This window comes from Nocardioides cavernae, from assembly GCF_013410035.1.
Lineage (GTDB): Bacteria > Actinomycetota > Actinomycetes > Propionibacteriales > Nocardioidaceae > Nocardioides > Nocardioides cavernae_A.
Genome location: NZ_JACCBW010000002.1, coordinates 1435256 through 1450506, shown reverse-complemented (window position 1 = coordinate 1450506; position 15251 = coordinate 1435256). Strand labels below are relative to the sequence as shown.

General features: G+C 72.8%; 19 protein-coding genes and 1 tRNA gene. 5 read left to right on the top strand and 15 right to left on the bottom strand.

All coding sequences use genetic code 11. From position 1 onward, the window contains the following. Positions 1–82: 82 nt before the first annotated feature. Positions 83–658, bottom strand: coding sequence for a DUF4870 domain-containing protein (locus F4692_RS14535; RefSeq protein ID WP_179620305.1), 576 nt, complete (start codon positions 656–658; stop codon positions 83–85). Between the two features lie 200 nt (positions 659–858). Here F4692_RS14535 and F4692_RS14530 point away from each other — a divergent pair, with 200 nt between their 5' ends. Together F4692_RS14530 and F4692_RS14525 are read left to right on the top strand one after the other, a co-directional pair. Further along, the gene (locus F4692_RS14530) at positions 859–1437 is read left to right on the top strand and encodes an ArsR/SmtB family transcription factor (RefSeq protein ID WP_179620304.1); all 579 of its coding nucleotides are present in this window, start codon (positions 859–861) and stop codon (positions 1435–1437) included. Next, the gene (locus F4692_RS14525; protein ID WP_179620303.1) at positions 1434–2681 is read left to right on the top strand and encodes an MFS transporter; all 1248 of its coding nucleotides are present in this window, start codon (positions 1434–1436) and stop codon (positions 2679–2681) included. The genes F4692_RS14530 and F4692_RS14525 overlap by 4 nt, the downstream gene beginning before the upstream one ends. On the opposite strand, the gene F4692_RS14520 is transcribed toward F4692_RS14525, so the two are convergent. Beyond that, complete coding sequence (locus F4692_RS14520) at positions 2662–3150, bottom strand: hypothetical protein (RefSeq protein WP_179620302.1); 489 nt, start codon at positions 3148–3150, stop codon at positions 2662–2664. The genes F4692_RS14525 and F4692_RS14520 overlap by 20 nt on opposite strands. Positions 3151–3187: 37 nt before the next feature. Between F4692_RS14520 and F4692_RS14515 the strand changes: the two genes are divergently transcribed. Both F4692_RS14515 and F4692_RS14510 read left to right on the top strand, forming a co-directional pair. After that, positions 3188–3949 carry an SDR family NAD(P)-dependent oxidoreductase gene (locus F4692_RS14515; protein WP_179620301.1) on the top strand — a complete coding sequence of 254 codons (762 nt, stop codon included), beginning with the start codon at positions 3188–3190 and terminating at the stop codon, positions 3947–3949. A 3-nt stretch (positions 3950–3952) separates the two neighbouring features. Beyond that, positions 3953–4234 carry an ankyrin repeat domain-containing protein gene (locus tag F4692_RS14510; protein WP_179620300.1) on the top strand — a complete coding sequence of 94 codons (282 nt, stop codon included), beginning with the start codon at positions 3953–3955 and terminating at the stop codon, positions 4232–4234. Here the strand turns inward: F4692_RS14510 and F4692_RS21840 are convergent. From F4692_RS21840 to F4692_RS14465, 9 genes are all read right to left on the bottom strand, one after another. Then, entirely contained in the window at positions 4227–5615 is a 1389-nt protein-coding gene (locus F4692_RS21840) for a DUF6226 family protein (protein WP_179620299.1), read from the bottom strand. The two genes, F4692_RS14510 and F4692_RS21840, sit on opposite strands and share 8 nt — an antisense overlap. A 4-nt stretch (positions 5616–5619) precedes the next feature. After that, positions 5620–6846 carry an ornithine--oxo-acid transaminase gene (gene rocD, locus F4692_RS14500; RefSeq protein ID WP_179620298.1) on the bottom strand — a complete coding sequence of 409 codons (1227 nt, stop codon included), beginning with the start codon at positions 6844–6846 and terminating at the stop codon, positions 5620–5622. A 164-nt stretch (positions 6847–7010) separates the two neighbouring features. Then, positions 7011–7083, bottom strand: a tRNA-Ala gene (locus tag F4692_RS14495). A gap of 55 nt (positions 7084–7138) precedes the next feature. Further along, a complete protein-coding gene (locus tag F4692_RS14490; RefSeq protein ID WP_218858425.1) occupies positions 7139–7609 on the bottom strand; it encodes a DUF4112 domain-containing protein in 471 nt (156 codons plus the stop codon). Then, positions 7606–8226 (bottom strand): histidine phosphatase family protein, encoded by a 621-nt coding sequence (locus F4692_RS14485; RefSeq protein WP_179620297.1) that lies wholly within the window; start codon positions 8224–8226, stop codon positions 7606–7608. The genes F4692_RS14490 and F4692_RS14485 overlap by 4 nt, the downstream gene beginning before the upstream one ends. Beyond that, a complete protein-coding gene (rsfS, locus tag F4692_RS14480) occupies positions 8223–8582 on the bottom strand; it encodes a ribosome silencing factor (protein ID WP_179620296.1) in 360 nt (119 codons plus the stop codon). Before rsfS ends, F4692_RS14485 begins: the two co-directional genes overlap by 4 nt. After that, the gene (nadD, locus tag F4692_RS14475) at positions 8579–9205 is read right to left on the bottom strand and encodes a nicotinate-nucleotide adenylyltransferase (protein ID WP_308645314.1); all 627 of its coding nucleotides are present in this window, start codon (positions 9203–9205) and stop codon (positions 8579–8581) included. The genes rsfS and nadD overlap by 4 nt, the downstream gene beginning before the upstream one ends. Before the next feature lie 13 nt (positions 9206–9218). Continuing rightward, a complete protein-coding gene (locus tag F4692_RS14470; protein WP_179620295.1) occupies positions 9219–9365 on the bottom strand; it encodes a hypothetical protein in 147 nt (48 codons plus the stop codon). Between the two features lie 52 nt (positions 9366–9417). After that, the gene (locus F4692_RS14465) at positions 9418–10668 is read right to left on the bottom strand and encodes a glutamate-5-semialdehyde dehydrogenase (protein ID WP_179620294.1); all 1251 of its coding nucleotides are present in this window, start codon (positions 10666–10668) and stop codon (positions 9418–9420) included. Positions 10669–10706: 38 nt separating this feature from the next. Between F4692_RS14465 and F4692_RS14460 the strand changes: the two genes are divergently transcribed. After that, on the top strand, positions 10707–12299 hold the full coding sequence (locus F4692_RS14460) for a hypothetical protein (protein ID WP_179620293.1): 1593 nt from the start codon (positions 10707–10709) through the stop codon (positions 12297–12299). A gap of 76 nt (positions 12300–12375) precedes the next feature. On the opposite strand, the gene F4692_RS14455 is transcribed toward F4692_RS14460, so the two are convergent. The 4 genes from F4692_RS14455 to F4692_RS14440 all read right to left on the bottom strand — a co-directional run bounded on the left by F4692_RS14455 (position 12376) and on the right by F4692_RS14440 (position 15227). Beyond that, positions 12376–13329 carry an electron transfer flavoprotein subunit alpha/FixB family protein gene (locus F4692_RS14455; RefSeq protein ID WP_179620292.1) on the bottom strand — a complete coding sequence of 318 codons (954 nt, stop codon included), beginning with the start codon at positions 13327–13329 and terminating at the stop codon, positions 12376–12378. A 14-nt stretch (positions 13330–13343) separates the two neighbouring features. Then, positions 13344–14126, bottom strand: a complete 783-nt coding sequence (locus F4692_RS14450) for an electron transfer flavoprotein subunit beta/FixA family protein (RefSeq protein ID WP_308645313.1) — start codon at positions 14124–14126, stop codon at positions 13344–13346. 130 nt (positions 14127–14256) lie between these two features. Continuing rightward, a complete protein-coding gene (locus tag F4692_RS14445; protein ID WP_179620290.1) occupies positions 14257–14925 on the bottom strand; it encodes an Ig-like domain repeat protein in 669 nt (222 codons plus the stop codon). After that, positions 14925–15227 carry a hypothetical protein gene (locus tag F4692_RS14440; RefSeq protein ID WP_308645312.1) on the bottom strand — a complete coding sequence of 101 codons (303 nt, stop codon included), beginning with the start codon at positions 15225–15227 and terminating at the stop codon, positions 14925–14927. The genes F4692_RS14445 and F4692_RS14440 overlap by 1 nt, the downstream gene beginning before the upstream one ends. Between the last annotated feature and the right edge of the window lie 24 nt (positions 15228–15251).

The window sequence follows — 15251 nt, the reverse complement described above, 5'->3', positions numbered from 1 at the left end:
GTCGAAGGAGCAGGATCTGCGACCGCATGGCGCCATCGTAGCGCGCTCGGGCCGGACCCGTCGGTCCGGCCCGACGCCGGGCTCACTTCACGAACTGCGGCGTGAGCGGCGGGGTCCACCACTCACCGTTCCACGCCTTGATCGCGCCGACGACGTGCAGGACGCCTGCGATGACCGGCGGGACGAAGAAGATCGGCAGCAGGACGAAGAAGCCGATGCCGAGGGTCAGCACGCCGAGCACGACGTAGGCGACGCCGAGGACCACCAGCCACAGGAACATCACGATCTGCAGGTTGAGCGAGTTCGCGGCGTGCGCACGCACGAACGGGCCGCGGTCCTTGTACATCACGAAGACCACGATCGAGGCGACGAAGCCCAGGAAGCCCAGGGAGCAGACCATCGCGACGACGGCGCCGGCGTGGCTGATCGCACCCCAGGTGCGCTCCTCCTGCACCGAGATCGGGGACTGCTCGGTGCGGTAGGACGGCTGGCCGTACGACGCCTGCCCGTACGACTGCTGCTCGTACGACTGCTGCCCGTACGACTGCTGCCCGTACGACTGCTGCCCGTACGACTGCTGGCCGTACGACGCCTCGCCGTAGGGCTGGGTGTGGTCGGGCTGGCCGTGGGGGCCGCCGCTGGGGTACTGGTCGGACATCTCACTCACTCCTCGGTGGGCCGGGTGCCCTCGTTGCGCTGTGACACCCAGCCAAGCAGGTCCGGAGCCGGTTTTCATCCCGTTCCGGGGAAGCCTCAGGGTCGGGTCAGGGATCATTCCGGGACCACTCCCCAACACCTGTTTGACAGTAGGCGGCGCGAGGGTGCACGGTACTGCCCAACACTTCTTGGAGGGTGAGCATGACCGACCATGCCGGCACCGACCCGGACGCGGTGGCGCGCCTGCGCGCGACCGCACACCCCCTGCGGCTGCGCATCCTGTCCCTGCTGACGGCGGAGGCGATGAGCGCCGCCGAGGTGGCACGGGCGCTCGAGATCACCCACGCCAACGCGTCGTACCACCTGCGCCAGCTCCACGACGTCGGCGAGCTCGTCGTCGAGGGCGAGGAGAAGATCCGCGGCGGCGTGGCCAAGCGCTACCGCTACGACGCGACCCGCGAGGTCGCCGAACGCTCCAGCGGCGTGGACGACCGGGTGGCGTACGCCCGGGCGACGGCCATCGAGGTCGAGCGACGCCTGCGTCAGGCCGGACGCGGCTCGGGGGCCTCGAGCGACCTCGAGGCGTGGGTGCCCGTCGACGCCTGGCGCCGCGCCCTCGACCTCCTCCACGAGGCCTCCCACCTGCTGCACGCGGCCGCACGGCCCGCCGGGACACCCGACACCGTCCACGTCAGCCTCACCTCCAACGCCTTCACGATGACCGGCGGCCTCGAGGGCGACGCCGCCCGCTGGGTGCCGGGACAGGAGACCGACCGATGACCTGGTCGACCGCGCTCGCGCCCCTGCGCAACCGCAGCTTCGCGTGGTACTTCGCCTCGCGCTTCGTCAACACCCTGGGCTCGATGATGGCGAGCATCGCCCTGGCGTTCGCGGTGCTCGACATCACCGACTCCCCCGTGGCGCTCGGCCAGGTGCTGGCCGCGCGCACCATCCCGATGATCGCGCTGCTGCTCTACGGCGGCGTCATCGCGGACCGGCTCCCCCGCACACTGGTGCTGCAGGTCTCCAACATCGGGTCCGCGGTCAGCCAGGGAGCGATCGCGGCCCTGGTGCTGTCGGGCCACGCCGAGATCTGGATGCTGGTCGTCCTGTCGGTGGTCCAGGGGGCCGTGTCGGGCGTCTCGTTCCCCGCGATGGCGAGCGTGCTGCCCCAGCTCGTCCCGCGCGAGCAGCTGCAGCCGGCCAACGCCCTCGTCTCGCTCACGCGCAACGGGATGATGGTCCTCGGCCCCACGGCCGGCGCGCTGCTGGTGGTGACGGTCGGCTCTGGATGGGCACTGGCGGTCGACGCCGCCACCTGGCTCGTCTCGGCGCTCCTCCTCCTGCCCGTGAGGGTGCCGCCCAAGGAGGCCGCCGGCGAGCCCGCGGACACGATCCGCGAGCTGCGCGAGGGCTGGACCTTCTTCTGGGCGACGCCGTGGCTGTGGCGCGTAGTGGTCGGCTTCGGGGGGCTCAACCTCATCCACGCGGGGGCCTGGTTCACCCTCGGGCCGGCCATCGCGGACGACACGATCGGTCGGCAGGGCTGGGGCTTCGTCCTGTCGGCCGAGGCGGCCGGGCTGCTCATCACGACCGTCGTCCTGCTGCGCGTACGGCTCGAGCGACCGCTCCTGCTCGGGATGCTGGGCATGGCCCTGATGGCGCCGCCGATGCTGCTGCTCGGCGTCTCGCCCCACCTCGTCGGACTGGTCGTGGCGGCGTTCGTGGCCGGCGTCGGCACCGAGGTCTTCGGGATGGGGTGGAACCTCGCGATGCAGGAGAACATCGACGACAGCATGCTCTCGCGCGCGTACTCCTACGACGCTTTGGGCTCGTTCGTGGCGCTCCCGGTCGGCCAGCTCACCTTCGGCCCCCTCGCCGCAGCGTTCGGCTTCGAGGAGGTGCTGGTCGTCGCCGCGGTCGTCTACGTCGTGATCTGCGCCCTCGTGCTCTGCTCCCGGTCCGTACGCACGCTCCCGCGCGTGCCGGTGGCGGGCCCGGAGGTCAGTCCAGCGTCCCCCTGAGCGTGGCGGTGCCCTTGGGGGCGCCCTGCTCGAGCTGGATCCCGACGACGGCACGCAGGGACGAGCCGGGGCCGATGATGCTGCCGGTGACGAAGATCGGCGTGCGCCACATCCCGGACCCGCCGATCACGCCTCCCGAGGTGCGGGTGCCGTCCGCGTCGTAGGTCGTCTTGCGCACCATCACGACGGTCGAGGCCGTCCGCAGGCGCTCCACGGGCTTCACGCGTACGCAGAAGCCGAGGTCGCCACCGCGGGTGGCGGCGTACATCCGGGCCGTGCCGAGGACCTCCCCCGTCCTGGTGCGCAGGGGCTTCGGGCGGGCGAGCGCGTCGGCGGAGCACGTCGCGGCCTGCCGGGCGGCGTGGCCGGCCCCCGCGGCCGCGTCGGGCGGCGCGGCGCCGGACGGCACCGTGCCGAGGGGGACGGCGAGCGCGGCGAGCAGGACCGGGGCACCGAGACGACTCCACATGCCGCGCACCCTAGGCGATCTCACTAGGGTTCGTGCCATGACCGTCCTGGACCTCTTCCGTCTCGACGACAAGGTCGTCATCGTCACCGGAGCGTCGAGCGGGCTCGGCGTCGCCTTCGCCCATGCCTTCGCCGAGGCGGGTGCCGACGTGGTGCTCGGAGCCCGCCGCGTGGACAAGCTGGAGCAGGTCGCCGAGTCCGTACGCTCCACCGGCCGCCGCGTCCACACCGTCGCCACCGACGTGGCCGACCCCCACCAGTGCCAGCGACTGGTCGACGAGGCGATGTCGACGTTCGACCGGGTCGATGTGCTGGTCAACAACGCGGGCGTCGGCACGGCGGTGCCGGCCACCCGCGAGACCCCCGAGCAGTTCCGCTCGGTCATCGACGTCAACCTCAACGGCTGCTACTGGATGGCCCAGGCGTGCGGCCGGGTGATGCAGCCGGGGTCGAGCATCATCAACATCTCCTCGATCCTCGGGATCACCACCGGCGGCCTCCCGCAGGCCGCGTACTCCGCGTCGAAGGCCGGTCTCGGCGGCCTCACGCGCGACCTGGCTCAGCAGTGGACGGGCCGCAAGGGCATCCGTGTCAACGCGCTCGCGCCGGGCTTCTTCGCCTCCGAGATGACCGACACCTACCCCGACGGCTACCTCGACCTCGCGATGCAGCGCGTGCCCACCGGCCGCACCGGTGACCCGCGCGAGCTGGCCGCCACCGCCGTGTGGCTGGCCTCGGACGCCGCCGGCTACGTCACGGGGCAGATGATCCCCGTCGACGGCGGGCTCACGATCGCCTGACCCATGTCGCACGGTGACTACAAGGCGTTCTTCGCCGCGGCCTGCGCAGGGGACGTCGCCCTGGTCGAGCACCACCTCGACGCGGGTGTGGACGTCGACTTCGTCCACGCCGAGCTCCAGTCGACCGCGCTCGTCGCGGCCATCGAGGAGGGGCGTGCCGAGGTGGCCGTGCTCCTGCTCGAACGGGGCGCGTCCCCGACGCTGCTCAGCCCGCTGGAGGGGATGACGCCACTGCAGGCGGCGCGGGCCGCCGGGCTGGGGCGCGTGGTCGCGCGGCTCAGCTGAGCCAGGGCTCGCCCGCGACGACGCCCTGGGTACGCCGGCCCTCCGCGGCCTCGGCAAGCCACACCTCTGCGTCCTCCACACCGGTGCTGCTCCAGCCGTCGAGCGAGCGGCGGACCACGAGGTCGCCGTTGCGCACCGCGAGGACGCCACCCGAGAGCGCGAGCACGAACACCGAGTCGACCGCGTCCAGGAGGTCCGCCGACCCGGTGTCGCAGGCGTCGCAGCCGCAGTCGGGCTGCAGGTCCAGCGCCTCGACGGGCTCGCCGACCCCCACGCGCACGAAGGTCTCGTCCTCCAGCAGCGACACGGTCACCGGCAGGGTCCCCGGCCGACCGCGCAGCACCGTGGTGCGGGCCGATGGCAGCGCCGAGGGCTCCACCCACTGGCGCTCGTTCGGATCCACCCGGTGCGCGGTCCCGAGGCCGGCGCTCACGACGGCCTCGACCCATGCATCCGCGCGGGCGGCCAGCAGCCGGTAGCGCTCGGGGTGCTCACGCCGGGAGTACTCGTCCTCGACCGCCGCACGGCCACCGGGGTGGGGGTTCGGCCAGTCCGCGAGGTCGCCGCGCAGCCGGTCGAACGCCTCGTCGACCGCGGGCAGCAGGGCGCTCGCTGCGAAGCGGCGACGGTCGGCGCGAGTGGAGACCCCGACGCCGTCGACGACGAGGTCGGTCGGGCCGGCGGCGGGCACTCCGAACGACAGCGAAGCGGCCGGCTCCCCCGCCGAGGCGTCCTCCTCGTCGGGCCAGGACATGTACCACGCGGTCCGGTCGAGGCCGACCGGGTCGCCCACCGGGGACAGCGTCACCTGCAGCCCGGTGGCGTCGTGCAGGACGCGACGCGGCCAGTGCTCGCTGGGATGGAACCCGAGGGCCAGCAGCAGGTCCGCCACCGGCTCGGGGTCGGGCGGGGCGAGGCCGACCCACTCGACGACCGGCCCGTCGGCCGGACCGGGCGGCATCGGCGTCGTCCACTGGATGAGGAAGGGCAGCGCCCAGCCGTAGGGCCCGTCGTTCACGTCGCACACCACCCACTCCACGACGTCGCCGTCGGGCGTGCGACGCGAGCCGGGCACGGCGGGTGCCGGGTCGAGGCCGGCGGCGCGCAACGCCTCGCGGGCTGTCTCCATGTCGTCCACGGCAACGGCCCACGAGAGGGGCCCGCGGGCACCGCGCACCCGGTCAAGCCAGGGGTTGGACTCGTCGCGTCCCGCTGCGATCAGCTCGACGTACGCCGCACCGGGGCCGCGCACGAGCGCGTTCTCGGTCCCGACGGGGTGCGCTCCCCCACGGACTGCCGGCAGGCCCGCGGCGCCCCACCGCGCCGCCGCCTCGTCGAGGTCGTCGACGGCGACGACGAGGTGGTCGAAGCGCGCGGCCACGGTGTCAGCCGGCGAGGATCTCGCGGACCGCGGTGACGAGCACGGCGATGTCCTCGTCGCTCGCGACGAGCGGCGGGGCGAAGCGAACGGTCGAGCCGTGGGTGTCCTTGGCGAGGATGCCGCGCGCCATCAGCGCCTCGGACATCTGCCGGCCCGACATCAGCGTCGGGTCGATGTCGATGCCGGCCCAGGCGCCGCGCACGCGTACGTCCGACAGGCCCTGGCCGACGAGCGGGCGGAAGCCCGCCTCCAGCAGCTCGCCGATCTCGGCCGAGCGGGCCTGGAAGGTGCCCTCCTCGAGCATCGCGACGACCTCGGTGCCGATCGCGGCGGCGAGCGGGTTGCCGCCGAAGGTCGAGCCGTGCGAGCCCGGGGTGATGACGTCCATGACGTCGTGGTCGGCCGCGATCGCGGACACGGGGTAGATCCCGCCCCCGAGCGCCTTGCCCATGACGTAGATGTCGGGGACGACGTCCTCGTGGTCGCACGCGAAGGTCTTCCCCGACCGGGCCAGCCCGGACTGGATCTCGTCGGCGACCATCAGGACGTTGCGGTCGGTGCAGAGCGCGCGGAGGTCGCGCAGGAAGCCCTCGGGCGGCATGACGACGCCGCCCTCGCCCTGGATCGGCTCGAACAGCACCGCGACGGTGGTCTCGTCGATGGCGGAGGCGATCGCGTCGACGTCGCCGTACGCCACGCGGCGGAAGCCCGTGGTGAAGGGGGCGTAGCCCGAGGTCGCGACGTCGTCGTCGGAGAAGCTCACGATCGTGGTGGTGCGGCCGTGGAAGTTGCCCTCCATGGTGATGATCGTGGCCTGCCCGGCGGGCACGCCCTTGACCTCGTAGCCCCACTTGCGGCTGACCTTGATCGCGGTCTCGACGGCCTCGGCGCCGGAGTTCATCGGCAGGACCATGTCCTTGCCGGTCAGCCGGGTCAGGGCCTCGGCGAAGCCGCTGAGCTTGTCGTTGAAGAAGGCGCGGCTGGTCAGGGTGAGAGCGCCGAGCTGCTCGCGCGCGACCGCCACCAGGCGCTCGTTGGAGTGCCCGAAGTTGAGCGCGGAGTAGCCCGCGAGGCAGTCGAGGTAGCGCTTGCCGTCGACGTCGATCACCCACGCGCCGTCGCCCTGCGCCAGCACCACCGGCAGCGGGTGGTAGTTGTGCGCGGCGTACTTCTCCGTGGCCTCGATGTGGGCCGCGGTGGCGGGGCTGGTGGAGACGTCGGTCACGGTCATGGAGCCATGGTGCCACCGGCGCCCGTCGAACGCCGATTCGCCCGTCGCTGGTCCGCACCACCGATGGATTTCCGCCCGTGCGCGCGGACCTCCATCACGCCTCGCGCTCGAGGGCCCGAAATGCAGATGAACTTCCACTCGTGCGAGTGGAAGTTCATCGTCGGTGGAGCTGAGGGGACTCGAACCCCTGACCCTCTGCATGCCATGCAGATGCGCTACCAGCTGCGCCACAGCCCCAACAGCCGAGAACACTAGCCGACACCCGACCGGCACGTGAAATCGGGGGTCCCCCTCACGTCAGCAGGCGCCAGACCAGCCAGATCCCGAGGACGGCGGCGGCCACCCCGGCCAGCAGGGGGACCACCATGAGGGCCACCGCACCGGCGATGTACGCCCCGCTCGGGGGCTCGCGGAGCGGCTCGCGCTCGATCTCGCGGAGCAGCAGGCGCAGGTTCTTGCGGTTGGCGCGGTGCGCGACGTCGAGCAGGTCGCCGACGCCCGGGACGAGACCCAGCAGCGCGTCGACGACGAGGTTGAGGCCCATCCGGGCGAGCACGACCATCGGCACCCGCGCCCGGACCGCGTCGCGCACGATGACACCCGACAGCGCGCTGCCGACGACGTCGCCGATGCCCGGCACCAGCCCGATGACGGCGTCGAGCCCGACCCCGATCCGGGTGCCCGGCACCGTCACCGCGTCGTCCATGACCCGGGCCAGCTGCCGGCTCAGCGCGACGTCGACCTCGCGGGCCCGGTGGCTCACGTGGCGCTCTCGTTGTAGGACGCGAGCTGGAGGTGCCCGAACCGGACGTGCTCGCGCAGTCGCAGCCAGTGGCAGTTGTCCATGCCCGCGAGCGTCTCGTCCATCTCGTCGGTCCACCCGAGCAGCCCGGCGACGCCGACGCGCAGGGCAGCGCCGTGCGCGACCACGACGCCGGTCTCCCCCGGCGCGAGCGCGTCCAGGCAGGCGCGCATGGCGGGCACCAGCCGCGCGCGTACGTCGGACGTCGTCTCCGCACCCGGGACGGTCAGGGACTCGTCGCCGGCCAGCCATGCGAGGTACTCCTCGGGGAAGGCCGCCTCGAACTCGTCGAAGGTCATCCCGGTGCGCGTGCCGACGTCGTACTCGCGCAGCGCCGGCACGACCTCGGGGCGTACGCCCGTCGCAGCACCGAGCACCTCCGCGGTCTGGCGGGCCCGCGCGAGGTCGCTGCACCAGATGCGCGTCGGCCCGAGGCGCGCCAGTGCGGTCGCGGCGGCAGCGGCCTGGGCGTGGCCGACCTCGTCGAGCTCGATGTCGGCGTGGCCCTGCGCCCTGCCGGCGTCGTTCCACGACGTCCGGCCGTGGCGCATGACGACCAGCGTCCGCGGCAGGCTCACGTCAGGCTGAGCGGGATGAGCGGGCAGTCGCTCCAGAGGCGCTCGAGGGCGTAGAAGGACCGCTCCTCCTCGTGCTGGACGTGGACGACGATCTCGCCGTAGTCGAGCAGCACCCAGCGCCCCTCCTTGTGGCCCTCGCGGCGGATCGGCTTGGCGCCGGCCTCGCGGAGCTTGTCCTCCACCTCGTCGACGATCGCGCCCACGGCGCGCTCGTTGCTCGCGCTGGCGAGCACGAAGGCGTCGGTGATCGCGAGCTGGTCGCTCACGTCGAAGGCCAGGACCTGGTCGGCCTTCTTGTCGTGCGCGGCCTGGGCCGCGACGGCGACGAGCTCGAGGGCGTGGTCGGTGGCAGTCATGCAGAGTCCTTGCTTCCGGTGCTGTAGAGGTCGTGCTTGGCGATGTACTGCACGACGCCGTCGGGCACGAGGTACCAGACGGGCTCGCCGCGACGCTTGCGGTCGCGGCAGTCGGTGGACGAGATCGCCAGGGCGGGGATCTCGACCATGGTCACGCGGTCCGAGGGGATCTTGGCGAGGGCCTCGGGGTCCATCTCGTAGCCGGGCCGCGTGCAGCCGACGAAGTTCGCGAGGGCGAACAGCTCGTCGGCGTCACGCCAGGTGAAGATGTCGGCCAGCGCGTCGGCGCCGGTGATGAAGAACAGCTCCGCGTCCGGCATCTCGTCCTTCAGGTCGCGCAGCGTGTCGATCGTGTAGGTCTTGCCCTCGCGGTCGATGTCGACGCGGGAGACGTTGAAGCGCGGGTTGGCGGCCGTCGCGACGACCGTCATGAGGTAGCGGTGCTCGGCCTCGGTGACGTCGCGGTCGCTCTTCTGCCACGGGTCGCCCGTCGGCACGAACAGCACCTCGTCCAGGCCGAACCAGGCCTGGACCTCCGAGGCCGCGACCAGGTGGCCGTGGTGGATCGGGTCGAAGGTGCCACCCATCACCCCGATGCGCCGCCCGGCGGCGGTCCCAGTCACGCGAGCGTCCCGCTCAGCTGTGCTCGCGTCCGCCACCGAAGGAGACCACGGCCAGGAGCAGCACGAGCAGGATCGCGAGCGCGACGCCACCGATGACGTAGGGGCTGACGGCGGGCTCGCTCTCGGCCTCGGCGGCCAGCGTGATGACGGTGCTCAGCATGGGCGCCAGCCTACCGTCACCGGCGCACGGCCACGCACGGCCGGGCGCACGGTCACCGGATGTGACCCTCGCCGACGACGACGTACTTGCTCGACGTCATCTCCGGCAGGCCCATCGGGCCGCGGGCGTGGAGCTTCTGGGTGGAGATGCCGATCTCTGCGCCGAAGCCGAACTCGCCCCCGTCGGTGAAGCGGGTCGAGGCGTTGACCATCACCGCGGCGGAGTCGACGGCCGCGACGAACCGCCGGACCGTCGCCTGGTCGCGGGCCACGATCGCCTCGGTGTGGCCGGAGGACCAGCGCCGGATGTGCGCGATCGCACCCTCGACGTCGGCGACGACCGCGGCGGAGATCTCCAGCCCGAGGAACTCGGCGGCGTGGTCCTCGTCGGTCACGGGCACGACGTCGTCGTACTCCGCGAACGAGGCGTCGCCGTGGACGAGGACACCCGCGTCCTGGAGCGCCTCGACGACGATCGGGAGGAACTCGTCGGCGACGTCCTCGTGCACGAGCAGCGACTCTGCGGCGTTGCAGACGCTCGTGCGGTGGGACTTGGAGTTCATCACGATCGCCAGCGCCTGCTCGAGGTCGGCGGAGGCGTCGACGTAGACGTGGCAGTTGCCCACGCCGGTCTCGATGACCGGCACGGTGGACTCCTCGACGACGCTGCGGATGAGCCCGGCGCCGCCCCGCGGGATGAGCACGTCGACGAGCCCTCGGGCGCGCATCAGCGCCTTGACGGAGTCGTGGGTGTCGCCGGGGACGAGCTGTACGGCGTCCTCCGGCAGGCCGCTGGCGGCCAGCGCACCGCGCATCGCCTCGACGATCGCGAGGTTGCTCGACCGGGCGCTGGACGAGCCGCGCAGCAGCACCGCGTTGCCGGACTTGAGGCAGATGCCGGCGGCGTCGGCGGTGACGTTGGGTCGCGCCTCGTAGATCATCCCGACGACGCCGAACGGGACGCGCACCTGGCGCAGCTCGAGGCCGTTGGCGAGCGTGCTGCCGCGCAGCACCTCGCCCACCGGGTCGGGCAGCGCCGCGACGTCGCGCAGGCCCCGGGCCATCGCCTCGAGCCGGCCGTCGTCGAGCCGGAGCCGATCGACGATGTTGGCCGCCGTCCCGGCCGCCTCGGCGCGTGCGACGTCCTCGGCGTTGGCGGCCAGCACCTGCGCGGCGGAAGCCAGCAGCGCGTCCGCCATCGCGTGCAGCGCGGCGTCCTTCGTCGCGCGGGTGGCGGTGGCGAGCTCGTGGCTCGCGGTCCGCGCACGACCCGCGGCGTGGCGTACGGCTTCCTCGCTGCTCATGACGACGAGGGTAGGCCGATCCGTCCTATGGTCGGCCCATGTCTCGCATCACGGGGATGGTCGTCGCGCTGACGACCGCAGCGGCCGTCCTGACCACGCCGACCAGCCAGGCCGCGCCGCCCGCGGCCCACGCGACCGCGTCCGCCGCTCTCCCGGCTGCGGCGTCCTCCGCCCCGCTCCCCACGGCCGCGCTGCCGCGCGACATCCCGGGCGGCGTCGAGCTGACGATGTCCGACGGCGACCGGCTCCGGCTGTGGGCCACCGAGCGCTACCGCGCCGTCGTCTCGCGGCGGTGGGACGCGGCGACCGGTACGTGGGGTCCGCGACGCGACGTCGTGCGCAACGCCCGCGTGCGGTGCGGAGCGGTCGACGCCCGCACCGCCAACGGCGCCGTCGCCGCGATCGCGCTCTGCGACGAGGGCGGCTACTACGAGGACACCGCACCGGTGGCCTCGCGCGCCCTCTGGTCCCCCGACGGCGTGACCTGGTCGTCGCACCGTCTCGACGGGGAGGCCTACGAGGAGCCCGGGATCTCCCCTGACGGCCAGAACGCGGTCTGGCCGATGCACCGGCGCTACACCACCCGCACCCCGGCCGGCTGGAGCGACCACGCCGTGCGCGCCCGCGGGCAGGAGTACACCGTCACCGCGACGATCACCGACACCCAGCAGGTGTCCTTCCTCTACGGCGGCCAGGTCGGCGAGCGCTGCCCCCTCGTCGTGCTGACGGGCACGGGCGACGCGGTGCCGGTCCGGCAGGAGGTCGCGCTCGGCAACGCCTGCTCCTCCGAGGCCGACCTCGTCAACGTCGACGCCGACACCGCGCTGTTCGGCTACCTCCCGAACCCCGCCCTCGTCGCGGTCGTCTCGCGCCCGGACGCCGCGTCCCCGTGGTCCGTCACCCGGGTCGCGCCGACGGACGCACCCGGGCTCGAGCGGGTGGAGCGACGCCTCTCCACCCAGTTCTTCACCGCGCCGGGCCTTCCCCTCGTCGCCGTCGGCTCGGCCGACGGGCGTCAGGTGCGCGCCCAGGTCTACGACGAGGCAGCCCAGGCGTGGGGCCCGGCCGCGACCGTCCACGACGCCGGTGACGCGCGGTGCCGGTGGGGCGACACCGCCACCCAGCAGCCGCTGGACGTGCTCGTCGTCGCCCTCGAGTGCGGCAGGCGCCACCTCGGCGTCGTCCTCACGACCCGCGACGCGGCCACGTGGCAGGCGCTGCGGTCCGGCGTGCACCCGCTCGGTGTGTCCGACGACGGGCGGTACGTCGCCGTCCCCGGCCGCAGCCGTACGTGGGTCGTCTCCGGCGAGCGGGGAGTCGTGACGCTCCCGGGCGGGGTCAGGGGCGCGTGCGACGTCGTCGTGCCCGACGGACCCGACGGCGCCGTGCTGCTGGCCACGTCAGGGGGCCGGCGCGGGTGGCCCGACGTGCTGTCGCACTCGTCCGCGGAGGGGTGGTCGCGGCTCTCGCGCACCAGGCTCCCGGCGCTGCCGGGACGCTGCTCCGAGGCGCAGGCCTCCTTCTGGGGGCGGCCCGTGCAGTTCCAGGTGCTCGGGACGCGGGACCGCGGCTACACGCTGCGCATCGCGCAGCGCGACGGACAGTGGGTCGCGCGCGCCTCGGTGTGGTGAGCCGCCGGCCCGCCACCACATGACGAACGCCCCCGGCCGCTGCGGCCGGGGGCGTTGGTCTCGGGTCGGGCGGCGATCAGCCCTTGCGCTCCTTGACCTTCTCGGTCGCGGCGGGCAGCACGGCGTGGAGGTCGCCCACCACACCGAAGTCGACCAGCTCGAAGATCGGGGCCTCGGGGTCCTTGTTGACCGCGACGATCGTCTTGGAGGTCTGCATGCCGGCCCGGTGCTGGATGGCGCCGGAGATGCCGTTGGCGACGTAGAGCTGCGGGGAGACGGTCTTGCCGGTCTGGCCGACCTGGAACGCGTGCGGCATCCAGCCCGAGTCGACGGCCGCGCGCGAGGCGCCGACGGCCGCACCGAGGGAGTCGGCGAATCCCTCGACCGGGGCGAAGTCGCCACCCGTGCCACGTCCGCCGGAGACGACGATCGCGGCCTCGGTCAGCTCGGGGCGACCGGTCGACTGCCGCGGCTGGGTCGCGACGATCTGCGCGGTCTTCGCCGCGTCGGAGATCGTGGCGGCGAACGCCTCGACGGCACCCGCGCCCTCGGACTCCTCGGGCGCGGCGGAGTTGGGCTTGACCGTGATGATCGGCGTGCCGGTGGTGACCTTCGCCTGCACGGTGTAGTTGCCGGCGAACACGCTCTGCGTGGTGACCCCACCGTCCGCGACGTCGACGGCGTCGGTGATCAGGCCCGAGCCCAGCTTGATCGCCAGGCGACCGGCGACCTCCTTGTTCTCGAACGTCGAGGGCAGCAGCACCGCAGCGGGGCTGGTCTTCTCGGCGAGCTGCTGCAGCGCCTCGGCCTTCGGCGCGACGAGGAAGCCCTTGATCTGGGCGTCGTCGACGACGTAGACCTTCGCGGCGCCGTACTTCCTGACCTTCTCGGCCACGGCGTCGCCCTGGTCGGGCGGGCCGAAGAAGACCGCGGACGGCTCACCGAGGCGGCGCGCGATCGTCAGCAGCTCGTAGGTCGGCTTCTTGACCTCGCCCTCGGCGTGGTCGATGACAACAAGGACCTCAGACATGTCTACGCAGCTCCTCAGATGAACTTCTTGGAGGCGAGGAAGTCGACCAGCGCGCCAGCGCCCGAGCCGTCCTCGTCGGTCACGATCTCGCCGGCGGTGCGCGGCGGGCGCGCGGTGGTGTCCTCGACCTGCGAGTACGCCACGGACAGGCCGACCTGGTCGGCGTCGAGGCCGAGGTCGCTCAGTGACCACGTCTCGAGCGGCTTCTTCTTCGCGGCCATGATGCCCTTGAAGGAGGGGTAGCGGGCCTCGCCGGACTGGTCGGTCACGGACAGCACGATCGGCAGGGTCGCGCCGATGACCTCGGTCGAGCCCTCGTTGTCGCGCTTGATCCGCACCTGGTCGCCCTGCGACTCCACGACCGAGGCCAGCGTCACCTGCGGCATCCCGAGGCGCTCGGCCAGCATGGCCGGCACGACCGACCCGGAGGCGTCGGTCGAGGCCATGCCGCAGACCACGAGGTCCACCCCGGCGTCGGCCTTGATCTTCTCGACCGCCTTGGCGAGCACCAGGGACGTGCCGAGGTAGTCGGAGCCGGCGATCGCGTCGTCGACCACGTGGACACCGGAGTCGGCACCCATCTGTAGCGCCTTGCGGACGGCGTCGACGGCCTTCTCGGGGCCGATCGTCAGCGCGGTGACGGTGATCTCCTCACCCTCGCGCTTCTCACGGAACTGGAGCGCCTGCTCCACGGCGTACTCGTCGAGCTCGGACAGCAGGCCGTCGACGCCGACGCGGTCGACGGTGTTGTCGTCCTCGAACTTGCGGTCGGCCGTGGCGTCCGGCACGTACTTCACACAGACAACAATGTTCATGGTGGTGTGGCCTCGCGGCCCCTCCTGTGCAGTCGGATGTGCTTCGGAGGCTACTAGCCGGTCACCCCCGACCGGAATGGCGTGCCGGGTGGGGTCAGTCACAGTGACACTGTCACGGTCGTCCGACCCGGTACCGGACCGTGCGCCGGGCCGCGAGGTGGTCCGCGTCCCCCGCGTAGGTCGCCACCAGGCGGTAGCGACCCGGGGCGAGACGTCCGAGCCGTACGGTGGCCCGTGCGGTGGCGTCCAGCGTGGCCGTACGCACCCGGCGAGGCCCGCCGGCCATCGCGAGCCGCAGCCGTACGTCACCGCCCGGGGACGTGCCGAAGTCGCCCCGCAGGTCGAGGCGCACCCGCGCGGCGGAGCGCGGACGGGCACCGCTCACCTGCACGCCGAGGTCGACCGCCGCCCGCTCCACCCGCCACTGCTGGACCGGCGAGGAGCTGCCCTCCTGCTGCAGCGGGAGCTGCGGGACGAACGTCGCACGCACCTCGTGGATGCCCACGGCTGTGTCCGGCAGCAGGACGCTCGCGGTGCCGCCACCGGTGAGGTTCGCCTTGATGGCGATGCCGTCGACCGTGAAGACGACGTCCCCCTGCGCGGGGCCGGCGCTGCTCGCGACCGCGGCGCTGGCGCGCACCGACTGGCCGTACGCCGAGGTGGGGTTGCTGAGCACGAGGGTCGTGCTGGTCGCAGGTGCCGCGCCCGCCGCCGTCGGCGACACCCAGCCCGCCACCGAGAGGACGAGGGCCGTCGCGCCGACCGCGAGCGAGCGCGCCATCAGGGCTTGACGATGCGGTCGAGGATCCGTCCGGCGACGAGCCACGCGATCGCGCCGAGGCCCCAGTTGAAGAGGGCGTTCTTGACGCCGGCGCCCTCGCCGCGGAACTGCTTGATCCCGCCCTCGCGGCCGAAGACGTCGAGGTCGACGTAGTCGGCGGCCCGCAGGACGAAGTCGACCAGCGCATTCTTCTCGTTGGCGTCCAGCGCGACCAGCAGCGCCCCCAGCGCCAGCACGAGCGCGCACAGCGCGCACACCAGCCAGATCAGCTGCGCCAGCATCGCCCGGATCTTCGTTGCCACGGTGGTGGTCTCCCTCTACGTCTG

Excerpts from the sequence above, each read along its gene's own strand:
- F4692_RS14535 (WP_179620305.1), bottom strand. The coding sequence starts at position 658 with ATGTCCGACCAGTACCCCAGCGGCGGCCCCCACGGCCAGCCCGACCAC.
- F4692_RS14530 (WP_179620304.1), top strand. The coding sequence starts at position 859 with ATGACCGACCATGCCGGCACCGACCCGGACGCGGTGGCGCGCCTGCGC.
- F4692_RS14525 (WP_179620303.1), top strand. The coding sequence starts at position 1,434 with ATGACCTGGTCGACCGCGCTCGCGCCCCTGCGCAACCGCAGCTTCGCG.
- F4692_RS14520 (WP_179620302.1), bottom strand. The coding sequence starts at position 3,150 with ATGTGGAGTCGTCTCGGTGCCCCGGTCCTGCTCGCCGCGCTCGCCGTC.
- F4692_RS14515 (WP_179620301.1), top strand. The coding sequence starts at position 3,188 with ATGACCGTCCTGGACCTCTTCCGTCTCGACGACAAGGTCGTCATCGTC.
- F4692_RS14510 (WP_179620300.1), top strand. The coding sequence starts at position 3,953 with ATGTCGCACGGTGACTACAAGGCGTTCTTCGCCGCGGCCTGCGCAGGG.
- rocD (WP_179620298.1), bottom strand. The coding sequence starts at position 6,846 with ATGACCGTGACCGACGTCTCCACCAGCCCCGCCACCGCGGCCCACATC.
- rsfS (WP_179620296.1), bottom strand. The coding sequence starts at position 8,582 with ATGACTGCCACCGACCACGCCCTCGAGCTCGTCGCCGTCGCGGCCCAG.
- F4692_RS14470 (WP_179620295.1), bottom strand. The coding sequence starts at position 9,365 with ATGCTGAGCACCGTCATCACGCTGGCCGCCGAGGCCGAGAGCGAGCCC.
- F4692_RS14465 (WP_179620294.1), bottom strand. The coding sequence starts at position 10,668 with ATGAGCAGCGAGGAAGCCGTACGCCACGCCGCGGGTCGTGCGCGGACC.
- F4692_RS14460 (WP_179620293.1), top strand. The coding sequence starts at position 10,707 with ATGTCTCGCATCACGGGGATGGTCGTCGCGCTGACGACCGCAGCGGCC.
- F4692_RS14455 (WP_179620292.1), bottom strand. The coding sequence starts at position 13,329 with ATGTCTGAGGTCCTTGTTGTCATCGACCACGCCGAGGGCGAGGTCAAG.
- F4692_RS14445 (WP_179620290.1), bottom strand. The coding sequence starts at position 14,925 with ATGGCGCGCTCGCTCGCGGTCGGCGCGACGGCCCTCGTCCTCTCGGTG.